This is a genomic window from Streptomyces sp. HNM0645 (assembly GCF_030056615.1).
Taxonomy (GTDB): Bacteria; Actinomycetota; Actinomycetes; order Streptomycetales; family Streptomycetaceae; genus Streptomyces; species Streptomyces marianii.
Genome location: NZ_JASHLT010000013.1, coordinates 125017 through 143014 on the forward strand (window position 1 = coordinate 125017; position 17998 = coordinate 143014).

17 protein-coding genes and 1 pseudogene are annotated in these 17998 nt (G+C 72.0%); 5 read left to right on the forward strand and 13 right to left on the reverse strand.

From position 1 onward, the window contains the following. Nucleotides 1-27: 27 nt before the first annotated feature. The 6 genes and pseudogenes from QMZ92_RS10785 to QMZ92_RS36315 all read right to left on the reverse strand — a co-directional run. Entirely contained in the window at nt 28-2082 is a 2055-nt protein-coding gene (locus QMZ92_RS10785; RefSeq protein WP_283297021.1) for a copper resistance CopC/CopD family protein, read from the reverse strand. 46 nt (nt 2083-2128) lie between these two features. Further along, entirely contained in the window at nt 2129-2578 is a 450-nt protein-coding gene (locus tag QMZ92_RS10790) for a copper chaperone PCu(A)C (RefSeq protein WP_283297022.1), read from the reverse strand. Continuing rightward, nucleotides 2575-3237 carry an SCO family protein gene (locus tag QMZ92_RS10795; RefSeq protein WP_283297023.1) on the reverse strand — a complete coding sequence of 221 codons (663 nt, stop codon included), beginning with the start codon at nt 3235-3237 and terminating at the stop codon, nt 2575-2577. Before QMZ92_RS10795 ends, QMZ92_RS10790 begins: the two co-directional genes overlap by 4 nt. A gap of 36 nt (nt 3238-3273) precedes the next feature. After that, nucleotides 3274-4020 carry a YcnI family copper-binding membrane protein gene (locus QMZ92_RS10800; protein WP_502962033.1) on the reverse strand — a complete coding sequence of 249 codons (747 nt, stop codon included), beginning with the start codon at nt 4018-4020 and terminating at the stop codon, nt 3274-3276. Between the two features lie 102 nt (nt 4021-4122). Continuing rightward, a complete protein-coding gene (locus QMZ92_RS36000; protein ID WP_349307717.1) occupies nt 4123-4641 on the reverse strand; it encodes a hypothetical protein in 519 nt (172 codons plus the stop codon). 56 nt (nt 4642-4697) lie between these two features. After that, nucleotides 4698-5150: pseudogene (locus QMZ92_RS36315) on the reverse strand (hypothetical protein); the annotation flags it as partial. Between the two features lie 212 nt (nt 5151-5362). Here QMZ92_RS36315 and QMZ92_RS10810 point away from each other — a divergent pair. Further along, a complete protein-coding gene (locus QMZ92_RS10810) occupies nt 5363-5806 on the forward strand; it encodes an ATP-binding protein (RefSeq protein WP_283297025.1) in 444 nt (147 codons plus the stop codon). Between the two features lie 73 nt (nt 5807-5879). Here the strand turns inward: QMZ92_RS10810 and QMZ92_RS10815 are convergent, their stop codons facing one another. After that, the gene (locus QMZ92_RS10815) at nt 5880-7370 is read right to left on the reverse strand and encodes an aminopeptidase P family protein (RefSeq protein ID WP_283297026.1); all 1491 of its coding nucleotides are present in this window, start codon (nt 7368-7370) and stop codon (nt 5880-5882) included. A gap of 104 nt (nt 7371-7474) precedes the next feature. After that, nucleotides 7475-8986, reverse strand: coding sequence for a PP2C family protein-serine/threonine phosphatase (locus QMZ92_RS10820; protein ID WP_283297039.1), 1512 nt, complete (start codon nt 8984-8986; stop codon nt 7475-7477). A 452-nt stretch (nt 8987-9438) separates the two neighbouring features. Here QMZ92_RS10820 and QMZ92_RS10825 point away from each other — a divergent pair, with 452 nt between their 5' ends. Then, complete coding sequence (locus QMZ92_RS10825; RefSeq protein ID WP_283297027.1) at nt 9439-10149, forward strand: bifunctional DNA primase/polymerase; 711 nt, start codon at nt 9439-9441, stop codon at nt 10147-10149. A gap of 158 nt (nt 10150-10307) precedes the next feature. Next, nucleotides 10308-10862: a hypothetical protein gene (locus tag QMZ92_RS10830; protein ID WP_283297028.1), complete on the forward strand. Its 555-nt coding sequence runs from the start codon at nt 10308-10310 to the stop codon at nt 10860-10862. Nucleotides 10863-11145: 283 nt separating this feature from the next. On the opposite strand, the gene QMZ92_RS10835 is transcribed toward QMZ92_RS10830, so the two are convergent. The 3 genes from QMZ92_RS10835 to QMZ92_RS10845 form a co-directional block, all read right to left on the reverse strand. Beyond that, a complete protein-coding gene (locus QMZ92_RS10835) occupies nt 11146-12117 on the reverse strand; it encodes a DUF5926 family protein (RefSeq protein WP_283297029.1) in 972 nt (323 codons plus the stop codon). A 223-nt stretch (nt 12118-12340) separates the two neighbouring features. Beyond that, the gene (locus QMZ92_RS10840; RefSeq protein WP_283297030.1) at nt 12341-12943 is read right to left on the reverse strand and encodes an ATP-binding protein; all 603 of its coding nucleotides are present in this window, start codon (nt 12941-12943) and stop codon (nt 12341-12343) included. A gap of 105 nt (nt 12944-13048) precedes the next feature. Beyond that, on the reverse strand, nt 13049-13840 hold the full coding sequence (locus QMZ92_RS10845; RefSeq protein ID WP_283297031.1) for a glycerophosphodiester phosphodiesterase: 792 nt from the start codon (nt 13838-13840) through the stop codon (nt 13049-13051). A gap of 267 nt (nt 13841-14107) precedes the next feature. Between QMZ92_RS10845 and QMZ92_RS10850 the strand changes: the two genes are divergently transcribed. Next, entirely contained in the window at nt 14108-15517 is a 1410-nt protein-coding gene (locus QMZ92_RS10850; protein ID WP_283297032.1) for a S1C family serine protease, read from the forward strand. 137 nt (nt 15518-15654) lie between these two features. Here QMZ92_RS10850 and QMZ92_RS10855 read toward each other — a convergent pair whose 3' ends face one another. Then, entirely contained in the window at nt 15655-16977 is a 1323-nt protein-coding gene (locus QMZ92_RS10855; RefSeq protein ID WP_283297033.1) for an alcohol dehydrogenase catalytic domain-containing protein, read from the reverse strand. Between the two features lie 203 nt (nt 16978-17180). On the opposite strand from QMZ92_RS10855, the gene QMZ92_RS10860 reads away from it, so the two are divergent. Next, nucleotides 17181-17372 carry a hypothetical protein gene (locus QMZ92_RS10860; RefSeq protein WP_026165024.1) on the forward strand — a complete coding sequence of 64 codons (192 nt, stop codon included), beginning with the start codon at nt 17181-17183 and terminating at the stop codon, nt 17370-17372. A 432-nt stretch (nt 17373-17804) separates the two neighbouring features. On the opposite strand, the gene QMZ92_RS10865 is transcribed toward QMZ92_RS10860, so the two are convergent. After that, on the reverse strand, nt 17805-17998 hold a 194-nt coding region (locus tag QMZ92_RS10865), incomplete at its 5' end, for a transposase (RefSeq protein ID WP_502962034.1).

Genomic DNA, 17998 nt, shown 5'->3' on the forward strand with positions numbered 1-17998 from the left:
TCCACTGTGCCTCGTCGGCCGACCACGTCAGCCGATCCTCACGTTCTTCTCGACGGTCGTCTGGTCGATGTCGGACGTCCGTACGGTGATCCGGACCTGCCATTCGCCCGGCAGCGGGATCTGGATGTTGCTCGCACTCCAGCGGCCGGCCGCGACGCGTTCCGGGACCAGCGGGAGCGGACCGATCTTCTCCGCGGTCAGGGTGAAGGAGACCTTGACCTCGGGCGCGTCCAGGGGCTGTCCGTCCGGGCCCTTGGTCCACAGACGCAGTTCGTTGGCGCCCGAGCGGCCGGGGCTGACGGTCAGCCGAGTCGTGCCCTTGCCGTTCGCGCCGCCGGTGTCGAAGGGCAGGGTGACGTCGACGGGCTTGGATGCCGCGGCCTCGGAGTTCCCGCCGCCCGCCCGCGCCGCCTGCTCCTCCGTACGGCCGGGCTCGGTGGACGTCAGGACCGTCGTCACAGCGAGCAGGACGACGGCGACGCCGGCCTCCGCGAGGACGGAGCGGCGCAGTCCGGAGCGCCCCGGGTCGGCGTCCCTGAGGCGCTTGCGGGCGGCCGCGGCCACGGCGGCGTCCTGCCGGGCGAGTTGGGCGGCGCGCACCGGGTCGTCGGGCGCCGTCGGCGCCGCGTCGGCGGCACGGGCCGCACCGTCCTCCTCGGCGGAGGCGCCCGTGCCCCCGCCCGTGCCCGTGTCCGTCTCTCCGTCCGTGTCCGCCTCCCCGTCCGTCGGCGTACGGTCCGACAGCCGCGCCGTCCAGCGCCGCGAGATCCAGGCGATCCCGACCAGCACCGCGACCAGCCCGATCTTGACCAGCAGCAGCCGTCCGTACGAAGTGCCGGTCAGGGCCGACCACGAGCCGACCTGCCGCCAGGACTGGTAGAGCCCGGTCGCGGCGAGCACGAGGACGGACCAGAACGCCACCCGGGAGAAGCGGAGGACGGCCGGCCGCTCGATGGAGGGCGTCCGATGGAGTGCCACGAGCAGGGTGGCCAGGCCGCCGAGCCATGCGGCGACGGCCAGCAGGTGCAGCACGTCGACGGGCATCGCGAGACCGGCCTGGACACCGGCCGAGGCGTGTTCGGACAGCGCCCACGTGGCGGCGATCCCGGCCGCGACGACGGTGCCGCCGACGGCCAGACCGAAAGTGAGGTCCCGGTTCTCCTTGGCCCGCTCCCGGGCCGCTTCCGGGTGGCCCCCGGCGACGTCACGGTTCGCGTCCGCGGTGCCCTCCGAATCGGCCGGGCTGGGCACGGCGGGGTCCGCGGTGCCCTCCGGTCCGGTGGCTCGCTTCGCGTACGCCCCGAACAGCACCGCGATGAACAGCGCCGCCGCGCCGAGCAGCAGCAGCCGTGAGACGAGCGCCGCCCCGGTCTTGGTCGCGAGGACGGCCTGCAGCCCGGCGAGGTCGAAGGCGTCGCCGAGTTCGCCGGAGCCGGTGTAGGGATTGCGCAGCATCAGCATCGCGAGCGTGGCGGCGGTGAGCGTCACCCAGCCGCCCACCACGAGCCGCTGCACCGGCCGGACGACCGCCCCACGCGGCCAGCACGCCAGCACGAACGCGGCACCGCCGACCAGGACGGTGAAACCGGTGTACGCCGCGTACCGCGCGATGCCGTAGAGCGTGCCGACGAGCCCGCCGCCCGCCTCCTGCTTCGGCAGTTCGACGGCGGTCTTCGAGGGCGCCCCGATCGAGAAGGTGAACGCGCCGGCGATCGGGTGGCTGTCGGCGGAGACGGCCTGCCAGGCGACCGTGTACGTGCCGTCCGGCAGGCCGGAGTGCAGGGCCACCCCGTACCTGACGACGTCCGCTGTGCCGAGGTTCTTCACCTCGCCGGTGTCGATGCGTTTGCTCTTGGGGTCGAGGACGCGGATCGAGTCGTTCCCCAGGGCGACCTGCTCGGAGAAGGTGAGCGTGATGTCCTCGGGGGCGACGGCCAGCACCGCCCCGTCCTTCGGGTCGCTCCCGGTCAGGGCGGCGTGCGCGTTCGCCGTGCCGGTGAGCACGGTGCCGAGCAGCGCCGCGGTGATCAGCAGCAGCCGCAGGAGAGTCGCCGTGCCGAGGCGCGGGGCGGTGGTGGTCATCGTGTGTCGTCAGTCCCTCGAATGGCCGAGAGCCTCTGCACGGGGCTCAGTGCTGCTTCGGGTTGTGGGTCCGCTCCTCGACGGGGAGTTCGACCCTGATCGGTTCCGACTTCTCGAAGTGCAGCTCGATGTCGATCGTGTCGCCCTGCTGCGGCTGCTTCTTGATGTCCATGAACATGAGGTGGTCACCACCGCGTTCCAGCCGCAGCTCCCCGTTGGGGGGTACGTCGAGCGACGTCACCTGCCGCATCCTGCGGTCCTTCGTCTCGTGTATCTGGACGTCGTCCGAGAGGCTGCTGGTGACGGACGTCAGCCTGTCCGCGGTGCCACCGCTGTTGGTGACGGTGAGGAAGCCGCCCGCCATGTCGCCGACGGGCTGCGGCATGAACGCCCCGTCGACCGTCAGCTCGGGTGCGGACGAGGAACAGCCCGCCAGCACCGGACCGGCGGAGAGGGCCAGTGCCGCGGCGAGGGCGGTCACCGTGCGGCGGGTCACGGGTTCTCCCCCTCGACGAGCTTGGGGAGGTCCTTGGCGAAGTCGTCGGGGGTGGTGTCCTCGCCGTACAGGACGTAGCCCCGGTCGGTCTTCGGGGAGAACGCCACGACCTGCGTCCCGTGCATGGACACGACCTTGCCGTTCTTGTCCTTCGTGGAGGGCTCGACGCCGATGCCCAACTGGCGCGCCCCGGCCTGGATGGTCGGGAAGTCGCCGGTGAGTCCGACGAAGGAGGGGTCGCCCGCGGCGGGGAGCCACTTGGCCAGTTCGGCCGCGGTGTCCCGCTCGGGGTCGGTGGTGACGAAGACGACCTGGAGCCGATCCCGGTCGGCCTTGGGCAGTTGCTTCATGGCGACGGCGATGTTGCTCATCGTCAGCGGGCAGACGTCGGGGCAGTGGGTGTAGCCGAAGTAGACAAGGGTCGGCTTGCCCTTGGTCCGCTCGCGGAGGTCGTACGGCTTGCCCGTGGTGTCCGTGAGCACGAGATCCGGCTTCTCGAAGGGCCGGTCGAGGACGGTCGCGGCCTTGTCCCCGGGCTGGGCGGAGACCTCGGCGACGGAGCCGTCCGCGTTGTCCGACCCCCCGTCGGGGCCGCAGGCGGAGAGGGCGAGCGCGGCCGCCACCGTCAGGGCGGCGGCCGTCATGGTCTTGTTGCGCATGGAGAGATGTCCCGGAAGTGGAGGATGTGAGGTAGGTCAGGCGGTGCGACGGCGGCCGGCCAGCACGCCGAAGGCCACGCCACCGGCACCCACGAGGATGCCGACGACGGCGAGGACCCGCGCCGTGGTGTCCGTGGAGCTCGCCGTGGCCCCGTCCTCGCCGTCCGCGTGATCCGCGGCGTGGGCGGCGTTCTTGCCGTCCGCGCCGCCGCCGTGGTGGTCACCGGTCGCCGCGGACAGGGCGAGCACGGGCGCGGGGCGCTCCGGCTCGGCCGCGCCTTCCTGCGGCTCCTCGATCCAGCGCACGACCTCCTTGTTGTCGTACGTCTGGAGCGCCTTGAAGACGAGCTCGTCGGCGTCCTCCGGCAACCGGCCGAGGGACACCGGGAACTGCTGGAACTCGCCGGGGCCGATCTTGCCGCCGGCCGTGGTCCAGGTGATCTTCGAGACGGCCTCGGTGATCTGCTTGCCGTGCACGCTCAGCGGCTTGGCCAGCTTGGTCTTCGTGACCTCGGCCTTCCAGCCAGGAACGGGCTGCGGCATCACGGACGAGAGCGGGTGGTCGGCGGGGACAGTGACCTCGAGCTTCACCGTCGAGGCGTTGTCGCGCTCGTTCGGGACCTTGAAGTTGACCGTGGCGTAACCGCCCTTCGCGGCCTCGCCCTGCGGCTGCACGCTGACGTGCGCGAGGGCGGGGCCGCAGAGCAGCAGTACGGAGGAGGCGGCGACGCCGCCGGCGACGGCGAGACGAGAGATCTTGTTCATGGCAGGGACACTCCACATGAGCAGGGAAGGTGATCGGTCCGCGCGCGGGTGCGCGGGAGCGCCGCGGCACCGATCACCCGGGACACCCGTTTCGGGGTACGTCGTCGGGTGGCGCCGCGTTCAGGCTGCGAGAACGCAGACTGCGGGGACGCGGTGCGCGGGCGGACCGCGCCTGATCACGATGTGCTGTAGAGCGGCCGCCACGGGCGGAGCGGAGCCGCCGGGATCCGCCCCGACGGGTCCGGGACGGGCGTCCGGTGCCGCCGGCAGACCGGCGAGCAACTCGCCCACGAGGACGACCGCGGCCCGCAGGGCGCGGACGAGCGCGCCTTCGGCCATCACCTCGCCGGCGCCCTGGGCACCCTGCGCGGAGAGCTCGGCCAGCCGGAACAGCGCGAGGTCGCCGCGGCGCAGCAGCCAGCCGGTGACGAGCGCCGCCAGCAGATGGCCGAGGACCATGGGCAGGCTCGGCAGCAGCCCGCTGGACTCGAGCGCGGCGTTCGGCCCGGCGGCGGGGTGCCCGGCGTGGGCGGCCCGCGCCGCGGCTGCCGGGTCGATGCCCGCGCCGGCGACGATCCGGTGGGCGTCGGCCGGGCTGAGCGCGTTGCCGCCGGCCCCGCACACGAGTTTCGCCGCCATCCGGATCAGGGCGTNAGCAGCCCGCTGGACTCGAGCGCGGCGTTCGGCCCGGCGGCGGGGTGCCCGGCGTGGGCGGCCCGCGCCGCGGCTGCCGGGTCGATGCCCGCGCCGGCGACGATCCGGTGGGCGTCGGCCGGGCTGAGCGCGTTGCCGCCGGCCCCGCACACGAGTTTCGCCGCCATCCGGATCAGGGCGTCGTCGGCGCTCGGTGACACGGTGAGCGGGCGCTGGCCCAGTCCGAAGAGGGTGTGCAGGCAGAGCTGCCCGAGCGCCAGGGCGCCGACCACCGAGGGGAGCGAGCGTGCGCGGCCGGCGAACGGCACCACCACCGCGAACACCGCCAGGAAACCGGCGAGGAGCGTCCACCAGGGGACGGTCGCGCAGGCTGCCAGGACGTGCCCCAGCGCGGACAGCACGAGGCAGACCGCGGCGAACACCGCGGCCCTCAGCAGCCGCGGTCCGGCCGCGACCGGCGCGTCGCCGGATGCGACCGGCGGGTGGGCAGACATGGCCGGGACATCATCGCACTGCGCCTTCCGGAGCCGTACGGCAGGTCCGGAAGATCACGTTTGAGACCCACTCGTCCGCCTGGCGTGGCATACACCGGCTGGCCGATCGACGCATCCGCCGAATGAGGGCAATCGCGTCAACTCCACGCTTACGAGCGTGACGACGCGGCAATACGTAACCGTATGTCGAGCCGCAGCCAGGAGGCTGGAGCATGAGCATCTGGTGGTCTCTCCATTTGCGGCGCGAGGCTGCGAGCGTGCCGCTCGCTCGACGTCTTCTGCTCGGTGCCATGGAGACCGCGGGCGTCGATCCCGACATCTCCTTCGATCTCTCCGTCGCGCTGAGCGAGGCGTGCGCGAACGCCGTCGAGCACGGTGGCTCCGGCGCTCCCGGATCGTCGGCGGACGGGTACCGCGTGACGGCGTATCTGGACGGCGAGAAGTGCCGTATCGAAGTGGTGGACGGAGGGCCGGGGTTCCCGGACTGCGCCCATGCCACCGGCGCGGGGCCCGCCGCCGAGAGCGGCCGCGGCCTCTGCCTCATCGAGCAGCTCGCCGACCACGTCCATCTGCGGAACCGGCCCGGCCGGGGCGCGGTGGTGAGCTTCGACAAGGTGCTGAAATGGCGGGACGGCGCCCTGCTCGGAGCGGTCTGAGCGAAGGCGCCGTCCCGGTGCGGCGGCCGGTCCCTCCGTACGGGCCGGGCGGCCCGTACGGAGGGTGCGGGGATCAGCCCCTGAGCCGGGCCATCCACGCCTCGACCTCGTCCGCCTGTCGCGGCAGCGCCGCCGAGAGGTTCCGGTGGCCGTCCTCGGTGACGAGGATGTCGTCCTCGATCCGGACGCCGATGCCGCGGTACTCCTCGGGCACGGTCAGGTCGTCGGCCTGGAAGTACAGACCGGGCTCGACGGTCAGGCACATGCCGGGCTCCAGCGTGCCCGCGACGTAGGCCTCGCGGCGCGCGGCCGCGCAGTCGTGGACGTCCATGCCGAGCATGTGGCCGGTGCCGTGCAGCGTCCAGCGGCGCTGGAGGCCGAGCTCGAGCACCTTCTCGACATCGAGGTCGCCGAGCAGGCCCCACTCCACGAGCCGGGTGGCCAGGACCCGCTGGGCCGCGTCGTGGAAGTCGCGGTAGGGGGCACCGGGCCGCACCGCGGCGATGCCGGCCTCCTGCGCCTCGTACACGGCGTCGTAGATCCTGCGCTGCAGCTCGGTGAAGCGGCCGTTGATCGGCAGGGTGCGGGTGACGTCGGCGGTGTAGAGCTCGGTGGTCTCCACGCCGGCGTCCAGGAGCAGCAGCTCGCCGGAGCGGACCGCACCGTCGTTGCGGACCCAGTGCAGGGTGGTGGCGTGCGGGCCGGCCGCGCAGATCGAGCCGTAGCCGACGTCGTTGCCGTCGACCCGGGCGCGCAGGAAGAACGTTCCCTCGATGTAGCGCTCGCTGGTGGCCTCGGCCCGGTCCAGGACCCTGACGACGTCCTCGAAGCCGCGGGCCGTGGCGTCGCAGGCCCGCTGCAGCTCGGCGATCTCGAACTCGTCCTTGACCAGGCGGGCCTCGGAGAGGAAGACGCGCAGTTCCTCGTCGCGCTCGGCGGTGACCTTGTCGGTCAGGGCGGACTCGACGCCGGCGTCGTGGCCGCGGACGACGCGGACCGGGCCGGTCGCCTCGCGCAGCTTCTGCGGCAGCTCGCGCACGTCCTCGGCCGTGATGCCCAGCAGCTGTCCCGCCTCGGTCAGGGAGTGGCGGCGGCCGACCCACAGCTCGCCCTGGCCGTCGAGCCAGAACTCGCCGTTCTCCCGGTTGGAGCGCGGCAGCAGGTGGACGGTCGCCTCGTGGCCGCCGGCGGTGGGCTCCAGCACCAGGACGCCGTCGTGGCTCTGGTCGCCGGTGAGGTAGGCGTACTCGGTGGAGGCGCGGAAGGAGTACTCGGTGTCGTTGGAGCGGGTCCTCAGGTTGCCCGCCGGGATCACGAGCCGCTCGCCCGGGAAGCGGGCGGAGAGGGCGGCGCGGCGGCGCTCGGTGTACGCGGCCTGCGCGACGGGCTCCAGATCGTGCAGATCGGTGTCGGCCCAGCCCGACTTCATGTTCTCCGCGAGCTCGTCGGAGACCTCCGGGTACAGGCCGTTCTTGCGCTGCTTGATCGGCTCCTCGGTCCCTTCCGCCTCGGCGGTGCGGTCGGACTCGTTCTCCGGGGTCTCCGGGGTGAGCTCCTCTGCCACGGGTCTGCCTCCTAGTCGGTACGACGCTGAACCCCCACCCATCGTACGGTCGTACCGCGACCGTGCCGGAAGCCTTGCGGCCCCCGGCCCGCGTCACCGGAGCGTCACTCGAACCGGGCGGCCAGCATCACCACGTCCTCGCCGTCCGCGCCGGCGTCGGGTCCGCCGGGCAGCACCGTGCGCAGCACGTGGTCGGCGACCGCGCCCGGGTCGTGGCGCACGGCCTTGGGCACGCCCGCCGCCGCGGTGTGCAGCCGGGTGAAGGCCCGGTCCATCGGGTCGCCGGTGCGTCGGAGCAGACCGTCGGTGTAGAGCAGCACCGTTTCTCCGGGGGCGGGGGAGAACTCCACGCTGGGCGCCTCCCAGCAGGCGAGCATCCCCAGCGGCGCCGACAGCGACGTCTCGACGAACTCGGTGCGGTGCTGCCCGACGACCAGCGGCGGGGTGTGCCCGGCGCCGGCCAGCACGATCTTGCTGCCCGAGTCCTCGGCATGGGGCGCCGTCGAGGGTTCGCAGTACGCGAAGAGCGCGGTCGCCGAGCGGGCCGGTTCGGTGAGCCTCAGCAGCAGCTCCAGGTCCGAGAGCACGGCGACGGGGTCCTCCCCCTCCATCACCGCGTACGCCCGCAGACTGGCCCGGAGCCTGCCCATGGCGGCCAGCGCGCTCGGTCCCGAACCGGAGACCGAACCGACGGCGAGGCCCAGGGCGCCCTCGGGCAGTGGCAGGGCGTCGTACCACTCGCCGCCACCGCGCGGCCCGGTGAGATGGCGGGCCGCGAGCCGCACCCCCGGGATCCGGGGCAGCCTGCTGGGCAGCAGCTCCTCGGCGATGGTGGCCATCTGCCGGCGGGCCCGCTCCAGCTCCAGCAGCCGGGCGAGGTGCTCGGTGGCGTACCGCCCGTAGAGGCCGACGAGATGGCGCTGGCGGTCCACGGGTTCGGCGGGCTCGTCGTAGAACCAGACGGCGACGCCCAGCCTCCCGGCCTCCTCCGTGGCGAGCGGCAGGGCGTAGCTGGCGGCGTAGCCGAGGCGGGCGGCGACCTCGCGGTGGAGCGGGTCGAGCGCCTCCTCGTGGAAGAGGTCCGCCTGGGCGACGGGGGAGGGGACGCCGGCCGTCCCGCTGTCGAGGATCCGGCCGTACCCGGTGGCGCTGCGGGGGACGGTCTCGATGTGGCCCAGGTCGGCGCGGGCGAGGCCGAGTCCGACGGTGCCGGCGGGGCCGCGGCCGTCGGCCGGCTCGAGGACGGCCATGCCGCGGCGGGCACCGACCAGGGCGGCGCCCGCGCGCAGGAGTTCGTCGAGTGCCTCGTCCAGCGTGCCGGTCCTGGCGAGCCGTTCGGTGAGTTCGTGGAGCGTGGTCAGGTCGGAGACCCAGCCGGCCAGCCGGTCCTGGATCACCGCGCCGGGCGCGGGATCGGGGGCGAGTGGTCCGGCAGTATGCGTGGAGGGCGGAACCGCTGAGTCGATTCCAGCCACTTTCGGCAGGTGAGGGGCGCTCATGGCAGCCAGCCGTCCGGCTGGTGCGTTCTGCTCAATAGCATCGCAAACCCCCATGTCAATCTGCGCCGCTATCACTGCATCCACATCTACACGCAGACAAAGGGGGATGTCCAGCATTGTCCTGGTGGTATCGCTGGTGTCCATGAGGTTGGTAACTTGGCCAAAAAATGCCCCCCATGAACGCGATTTGCGGTCGACTGATGGCGTTCGACATGGGGATCCCACCCAGGGTGAAGTCCGAGGCGAAGCCCGAGGCGGGAGTCATCCCGGGCGTGATGGGTACGTAAACGGTGATGGCCAGGGGCAGTTGGGACCGCCCCGGAACCTGGCGGGGAGCCCGGGCGTCTTAGCCGCCGTGGGCCGCCGCCCCGTCCCGAGTGGCGGTACGAGTACAGCGGGAGAGCAAGCGCCATGCGCGCGCCACCCCTCGCCACGCGTTTAATGGACAGAGCCCATGGGGCCGCCCGTGCCTACGGCAGGGGCGGCGAGACGCCGCTTTGCACGCACAGTCAAGTGATGCACACATGGTGTGATGGACCTCGGCGTTCAACGGAAAGGAACGAGCGCTCATGCGCGAGATCCTCGGAAGGCGACGCAGGCTCCGGTTCTGGCGCAAGGAGAGGCCTGCTCCTCAACTCGACGCGGCGCTGACCTGCGCCACCGCATGGAAGTGGCCCGTGCTGCCCGGCGTGGGACTCTCGACCGCCGGCGGGCGGGCCGATCGCGTCCGCGGCTGTGCCTGCCCGGACCACGAGTGCGTCGTACCCGGCGCGCACCCCTTCGACCCCGGGCTCCTGGCGGCGACCACCGACGAGCGGATGGTGCGCTGGTGGTGGACCCAGCGGCCCACCGCCCCGATCGTGCTCGCCACGGGAGGCCGCGCGCCGTGCGCGGTGAGCCTGCCGGCGGTCGCCGGGGTCCGGGCGCTCGCCGCGCTCGACCGGATGGGGATGAGACTCGGCCCGGTCGTCGCCACGCCGACCCGGTGGTCGCTGCTCGTCGCCCCGTACTCGATGGAGCAACTGGGGGAGCTGCTGCACGCCAAGGACCGGGTGCCGAGTTCGCTGCGCTTCCACGGCTCGGGCGGCTATCTGATGCTGCCGCCCTCGGAGACGGGCACGGGGCAGGTCCGCTGGGAGCGGGCCCCGCTTCCCGGCTCGGCCGCGCCCTGGCTGCCCGATGTGGAAGCCGTGGTGGACGCCCTCGTCGAGGCGAGCGTCAGCACCCCCTCGGGCGTGAGGCCTCCGGAGGCCGGGGAAGGGTCCCGCCTCGCGTACTGACGGCCCTCCTCTCCCGCACCGGCGGTCGCCGCCGTCGCGCGGACGACCGGGCGGGGGCCCGGAGACTCACTCGTTCGGGTGGGAGCCGGGCCCCGTCACAAGGGAATTGGGGCGGACGCGGATCCGGACGCCGCCGTCCGCCGATATCTTCGGCCCACATGAATCAGCGCCTGACCGGGCTCGCGCTCGCCGTCGTCTGTGCCGCACTGCTGCCGCTCGCCGCCTCCGCCGCGCCGGGAGGTGCCGACGCGACGGCGAATGGCAAGAGGGTGGGGCGGTCGGCAAGTGTGGCCGGAATGTATGCCCCGCGTGGGCCGCGGCAGGCGTCCGAGGTGGTTCACGGCGCCGCCGGTGCCCGACGCACAAGCGAACACTGCGGCCCCGAAGTGATCTCTCCGCACGGCATCGAGGCACAGACATGCGTCCTGGCCGACGGCCCGGACGCCTGGGCGCGAACGTACTACCGCAACGTGACGGGCGGAGGGATCATGCCCGTGCTGACTCTGATGGGGCCGGGTGGAAGGACCGTACGGGCGCATTGCGCGGCCGAACCGGGAGATGAGCCCGCAGTCTGCGAAACACCGCGTGAGAAGGCCCGGGGCGAAGCCGACGGCTATTACGCGATCGCGGAGTTCGCACGTTCCGGAGAAGCCGGAGATGGTCCGCTGCTGCTGCGCGCGGGGAGCAACTCACCCGTCTCCGGGAGCAGTTGAACCCGGGTGGGCCCCGGGGTCATTGCGGGAAATAGAGACGCCCGGTCGCTGGCGACGGGGGATGCACCAGCGACCGGGCTTCCAGAACGGTAACAAGAGATCTGCTGTTCGCAAATTCGATCTCGGGTATTCGGACAGCGAATTACCGCCCCATAGGGGCGGTTGTGACGGGGATCACTCGCCATGGGGGCGGAGGGCGTCGTACCGCGCGGGCGGCAGCCGGAGCCGCCGCCCCGTCACCGCTGTCGTCGGCAGGGCGCGAGGACGGCCCGTGACGCCACGGTCAGCTGAGCGTGACCTGGCGGTTCGTGAGACCGCTGCGGGCCCGGCGCTCCTCGCCCGTGAGCGGGGAGTCCGTCGCGAGCGCCTTGGCGAGCCGCTCGGCGAACTCCGCCGCCGGCTTCTCGCACTCCTCGGCGCCCATGCCGCCGGGCAGGTCCCAGACGGGGACCACCAGACCGTGCGCACGGAACGACCCGACGAGGCGGGTGCCTTCACCGAGGGTCGACGCGCCGGCCGCGTGCAGTCGGGCGAGTGCGTCCAGCAGACGCTCCTCGGAGTGCGGCATGACCCAGCGCAGATGGTTCTTCTCCGGGGTCTCGCACCAGTACGCGGCGTCCACGCCGGACAGCTTCGCGGTCGGGATCGCGGCCGCGTTGGCGCGCTCCAGCGAAGCGGTCACCTCGGCGCTCGTGGTCTCCACCGACTCAGGGATCCAGAACTCGAAACCACTGTGGACGACCGGCTCGAACGGGGCGTCCGCGTCGATCAGGTCCTGCAGCCGCGGACCGTCACCGGGGGCGCGCCGCGGGGGCACCGCGTTGCCGGGCTTCGTGGTCAGCGCGCGCTGCAGGGTGTCGGCGAGGTCGCGGCTGAGGTCGCCGGACGGCGTGTCGTTCTGCAGCGCGAGCATGACGGACCCGTCCTCGCGGCGCAGCGCGGGCCACGCCATGGGCAGGACCGTCGCGAGCGTCAGCGACGGGACGTCCTCGGGCAGCCCGTCCTTGAGGGTCAGGGCGACGGTGGCGGCGGGCACCAGCTCGCGGAGGGCGACCCAGTCGCCCTCGCAGGGAAGCCCCTCGAAGGGGCGCTGGACCAGCTCGGTCACGGCGTGTGCGGCGGCCCGCCCGTGGCAGGCCTTGTAGCGACGGCCCGAACCGCAGGGGCAGGGCTCGCGGGCGCCGACCACCGGGATCTCACCGTCGGTGACCTGTGGCTTGGCGGCGGCCTTCGTCTGGGGGCGCTTCTTGGCCATGATGTGGCTCTCTCCCGATGACGGCGTGCTTGTCTCGGGCGCGAGCCTAGCCGTTGCGGCCGTGGCAGCGGTCACAGCGGCGCTTCACGTCGCGTGCCCGCCCTCGCCGAAGTCGCCGGAACGGCGTTTCCCGGGATGGCAGCGGACGGGCCGGGGTGAGCGGCCTCCGGTCCGTGACCTCGGGAGAGTGCCCGGTCCGGCCTCGGCGGACAGCGTCCGGGCCTCAGTCCATTTCGTCGTAGGCGTCCGCGAACTCGAAGCCGGGACCGGTGACGCGCGTAGCGAAATCGTCGCGGCGATGCCCTTCGGTGACGAGGACCCAGACGGTGACCTCGCCGGCCGCGCTGTCCCGTACGCCCCAGTCGCGGGCGAGCGTGCTGATGATGTTGAGCCCGCGGCCGCCGTGCGCCGTGACCGAGGGGGTCGACGGAACCGGGCGGGTGGGACCGCCCCCGTCCGTGACCTCGACGGTCAGCCCGCCCGACGGGTCGAGACGCCAAGCTGCGCGGATGTCGCCGTCGCCGATCTCCGCGTGCTGCCCGAGCGGTCTGCCGTGTCGGCAGGCATTGCTCAGCAGTTCGGAAAGGATCAGAACGGCATCGTCGACGACCGATTCGGGCACCGCGCTGCGCCGCAGTTGCTCACGCATCCGATGCCTCGCCTCACCCACGCCCGCAGGGCCATGGGGTACGGCCATGCTCGACGACGTGGGCACCTCCTGTGCCACCACCAACGCCACCCCCGAGACCTCCTTCGCCCCACGCCACGGTGTGGATGCCCCAATGGCCTGGACCGGAAACCGGCCAATCCGCGTCTGGTGACGCACTCGTCACGTTCGCACACGGATCGAACGCGCCGGAGCACTCCCCGTAGTGGTCCGGTTCCGGTGCGGTTGCGGTGCGGGAGCCTCCGGTACGGCCCGTGGGACTCCTCAGAGACGGCCCAGCTGGGAGATGACCTGCTTCGGGCGGTTGGTGATGATCGCCTCGACCCCGAGCCCGGCGCAGAGCTCGACGTCGGCCGGCTCGTTCACGGTCCAGACGTGCACCTGGTGACCGGCCGCGTGCAGCCGGTCCACATAGGCGGGGTGGTTGCGCACGAGCCGGATCCCCGGGCCCGCGATCCGGGCGCCGGCCGGCAGCCGTGCCTCGCGCGCACGCAGCGGGAGGAACTGCATCAGGTACACGGTCGGGAGGCCCGGCGCCGCGTCCGCGATCCGGTGCAGCGAGCGGGCGGAGAAGCTCATGACGCGCACGGGGGACTCGTCGGGTGCCGCCGGGGCGTCCAGACCGAAGCGCTTCAGCAGGCGGACCAGCCGCTCCTCCACCTGTCCGGCCCAGCGGGTCGGGTGCTTGGTCTCGATGGCGAGCTCGATCCGCCGCCCGGAGTCCGTCACCAGTTCGAGCAGCCGTTCCAGGGTCAGCACGGAGGTGAAACCGGGATCCTTCCAGTCCGGGCTCTCCTCGCTGTCCTTCCAGGAGCCGAAGTCGAGCGCGGCGAGGTCCGCGAGTTCCAGCGCGGAGACCGCGCCCCGGCCGTTGGAGGTTCGGTTCACCCGGCGGTCGTGGACGCAGACCAGATGTCCGTCCGCCGTGAGGCGCACATCGCACTCGAGAGCGTCGGCCCCGTCCTCTATGGCTCTCACATAGGCGGCCAGGGTGTGTTCGGGGGCGTCCTCCGAGGCGCCTCGGTGGGCGACGACCTGGATCCGGTGTTGAGTCACCGCGTCATGGTGTCATCCGTCGGAAGGCGGACGCCCCGCCCCTGTCCGCGATGTTCGCGATGTCCGGGACGAGGAGAAGCTGAGAGGGGAGGGGCGGAGGGGCGGAGAGGTTGAGAGGCGGAGGGGCGGAGAGACGCACAGACGCACAGGTCCTGCTTACAGTGGCCTGACAGGCTGTGGGAAAAGCTGTCTGCAGCGCATCGGTGCGGTGCCGCGCCACCGCGGACCGCCGAACCGCCGAATCGTGGAATCGAGGAAGAGGAAGCTGTGAGCACTGAGAACGAGGGCACCCCGGCACACGCGGGCCCGTCCGTACCTCCTGTGCCGGCGGCTGCTCCCGAAAGCGCTGCCGCGCACGCGCCCGCCGGTGCGGACGCCCCGACGCAGCCCGGCCGGGTGGTGCCCCCCGAGCCCCCGGTCCCGCCCAGCGCCCATGGATCCGCACCCGGCGACCACTCCCCCGCCGCCACGGCCCCGTACCCGCAGGGTGGCTGGCCGCCGCCCCCGCCGCCCGTCTCGTCCTGGGGCGAGCCCGTTCCGCACGGGCCGCGCAGGCGGTCCGGCGGGATCATCGCGTCCGTCCTCGTCGCCGCGCTCGTCGCCGGTGGTGTGGGCGGCGGGATCGGCTACTGGGCCGCCGAGCGCAACGACAGCGGGGTCTCGACGACCGTGGCCGCCGGCGACGCCCCGGCGGGCTTCAAGCGCGACCCGGGCACGGTCGCCGCCGTGGCGGCCAAGGCGCTGCCCAGTGTCGTCACGATCGAGGCGAAGTCCGGTAGCAGTGAGGGCGAGGCCGGCACGGGCACGGGCTTCGTGTACGACAAGGAAGGCCACATCCTCACGAACAACCACGTGGTGGCCTCCGCCGCCGACGGCGGCACGCTCTCCGCGACCTTCTCCGACGGCAAGAAGTACGACGCCGAGGTCGTCGGCCGGGCCCAGGGCTATGACGTGGCCGTGCTGAAGCTGCGGAACGCGCCCGCCGGGCTCGACCCGCTGCCGCTGGGCAACTCCGACCAGGTCGCGGTCGGTGACTCGACCATCGCGATCGGCGCGCCCTTCGGCCTGTCCAACACGGTCACGACGGGCATCATCAGCGCCAAGAACCGGCCGGTGGCCTCGGGCGACGGTTCCGGCGGCAAGAACTCGTACATGAGCGCGCTGCAGACCGACGCCTCGATCAATCCCGGGAACTCCGGCGGCCCGCTCCTCGACGCGCGCGGCGCGGTGATCGGCATCAACTCGGCGATCCAGTCCGCGGGCGGCGGCAACGGCTTCGGCCAGCAGTCCCAGGCCGGCTCCATCGGCCTCGGTTTCGCCATCCCCGTCAATCAGGCGAAGAACGTGGCCGACCAGCTCATCAAGACGGGCAAGCCCGTCTACCCCGTCATCGGGGCGACGGTGAACATGACGGACAGGGGCGGCGGCGCGACGATCGCCCAGGAGGGCGCGGGCGGCACGGCGGCCGTCACCCCGAACGGCCCGGCGGCCAAGGCGGGGCTCAGGCCCGGCGACGTCATCACCAAGTTCGACGGCAAGCCGGTGGACAGCGGTCCGACGCTCATCAGCGAGATCTGGACCCACAAGCCCGGCGACCAGGTCCGGATCACCTACGAGCGGGACGGACGGGAGGTCACGGCCACGGTCACGCTGGGCCAGCGCGAGGGAGACGGCTGACCCGGGTGGCTCCCGGCCGGTGAACGGGACGATGGGGCTGCCGAGTGGATCGGCAGCCCCATCGTCGTGCGGGTTCTCCCCCGTGGTCTCCCCGTGGCCGTACTTCGCCGCCGGGGAGCTGTGGCCGGCCGGCGGTACTACGGGTGCAGCACCACCTTGGTGTAGCCCTCGACCCTCTTGTCGAACTTCTCGTACGCCGACGGCGCCTGGTCCAACGGCAGCTCGTGGGAGACGACGAAGCTCGGCGTCGCCCTGCCCTCGATGATCATGTCGCGCAGGTACCGGTTGTAGCGCTTCACGTTGCACTGTCCGGTGCCCATCTTCAGGCCCTTCTCGAAGAGCCTGCCGATCGCGACGCTGAGCATGCCGTGCTTGGACTGCTCGTCCGGACCGCCGGGGTCGGAGGGCACGTACAACCCGGGTACGCCCAGCATGCCGGTGGCCCTGACGGTACCGATGAGCGAGTTCAGCACGGTCGCGGGCTCCTCACGTCCGGTGTCGCGCACCGTCGCCTGGTAGCCGACCGCGTCCACGCCCTTGTCGGTGCCGATGCCCTCGGTCTGCTCCTTGATCTGCTCCACCGGGTCGCCCTCGGCGAAGTTGATCGGCGTCGCGCCGATCTCCCGTGCCTTCTCGAGGCGCTCGGGGACACGGTCCACGACGAAGACCTTCTTGGCGCCCCGCAGCAGGGCCGAGTACGCGGCCATGAGGCCGACCGGTCCGCCGCCGTACACGGCGACGCTCTCGCCGGGGCGCACCTGGGCGAGTTCGCAGCCGTGGTACCCGGTGGGGAAGATGTCCGCGAGCNTCTCCCGTGCCTTCTCGAGGCGCTCGGGGACACGGTCCACGACGAAGACCTTCTTGGCGCCCCGCAGCAGGGCCGAGTACGCGGCCATGAGGCCGACCGGTCCGCCGCCGTACACGGCGACGCTCTCGCCGGGGCGCACCTGGGCGAGTTCGCAGCCGTGGTACCCGGTGGGGAAGATGTCCGCGAGCAGGATGAAGTCGGTCTCGTGCTCGTTCCCCGCGGGCAGCTTCAGGCAGTTGAAGTCCGCGTAGGGGACACGCAGGTACTCGGCCTGGCCGCCGGGCCAGGGGCCCATGGCGACATAGCCGTAAGCGCCGCCGGCGAACCCGGGATTGACGGTCAGGCAGAACCCGGTGTACCCCTCCGCGCAGTTCATGCAGAATCCGCATGCGACGTTGAAGGGCATGACCACCCGGTCGCCCTGCTTCAGCGAGGTGACGCCGTCACCCGTCTCCTCGATGATTCCCATGTTCTCGTGGCCGAAGACGATGCCCGGCTCCGCCGCCGTACGGCCCTCGTACATGTGCAGGTCGGAGCCGCATATCGCGGTGGAGGTGACCCGTACGATCACGTCGTTCGGGTGGTGGATCCGCGGCATCTCGACGTCCTCGACGGCCACCTCGAACGGTTCCTTGTACACAACGGCTTTCATGGCTGTGACCTCCGCTGGCGATACGTGCGTGACTTCGGCCCCCCGCCCCCCACCCCTCCTTTCACTTGTGACTCACTTGTGGCGCATGTCTCATGATTCTCCGGCCCGGAGGATCGGACAAGCCGGTAATCTCAGGAGGAATACCCACCCCGGGTGGTGCCTCCAGGTACCGCACCGAGTCAACCGAACGGGAGGGCGAGAAAGTGGCAGCACAAAGGCTAGGGACCTTGCTCGTCCCCGTACCGGGCCTCTCCGGAGCCACGTACCCGGCCGGTACGACGGTGACGGTCCGCGGTCGTGGCGCCACGGTGGATGCCTTTGTCGACGGCGACTGGCTTCCCCTGTCGTGGTGGGAGTTCTCCGACGGTCTCCGCGAGGACATCGCCGACCGCTGAGCCACCGCCGGGCCGGCGCTCGGCCACGGCCGAGCCACGACCGGCCCCACCGGACGACTCTTCCCGGGCCGCCTCACGGGAGATCCGCGAGCCGGNGTCGTGGTGGGAGTTCTCCGACGGTCTCCGCGAGGACATCGCCGACCGCTGAGCCACCGCCGGGCCGGCGCTCGGCCACGGCCGAGCCACGACCGGCCCCACCGGACGACTCTTCCCGGGCCGCCTCACGGGAGATCCGCGAGCCGGTAGGCTGTAGCCCGCTCCGCAGCAGGTGAAGCGGGGCGGAGGTGGGTTGCCCGAGCGGCCTACTGAACGGTCTTGAGAAGCGTGAGGACGTGAAAGCGTCCCCGTGGGCTCGAATCCCGCAGGTCACAGACGTGCTGGTCAGAAGGGGTGCCTCTCGCTGAGGGGGCGCCCCTTCTGTATAGACCGGATTCAACCGGTCGTTGCAACACCAGCTTGTTGAAGCAACTGTAGCTGCTCGTTGAACGCCTCGGCGGGTGTCTTCCAACCGAGCGTCTTACGGGGTCTGCTGTTGAGAGTGTGAGCGACGGCCTCGATTTCCTCGGCGGACCATCTCGAGAGATCGGTGCCTTTCGGGAAGTACTGGCGCAAGAGCCCGTTGGTGT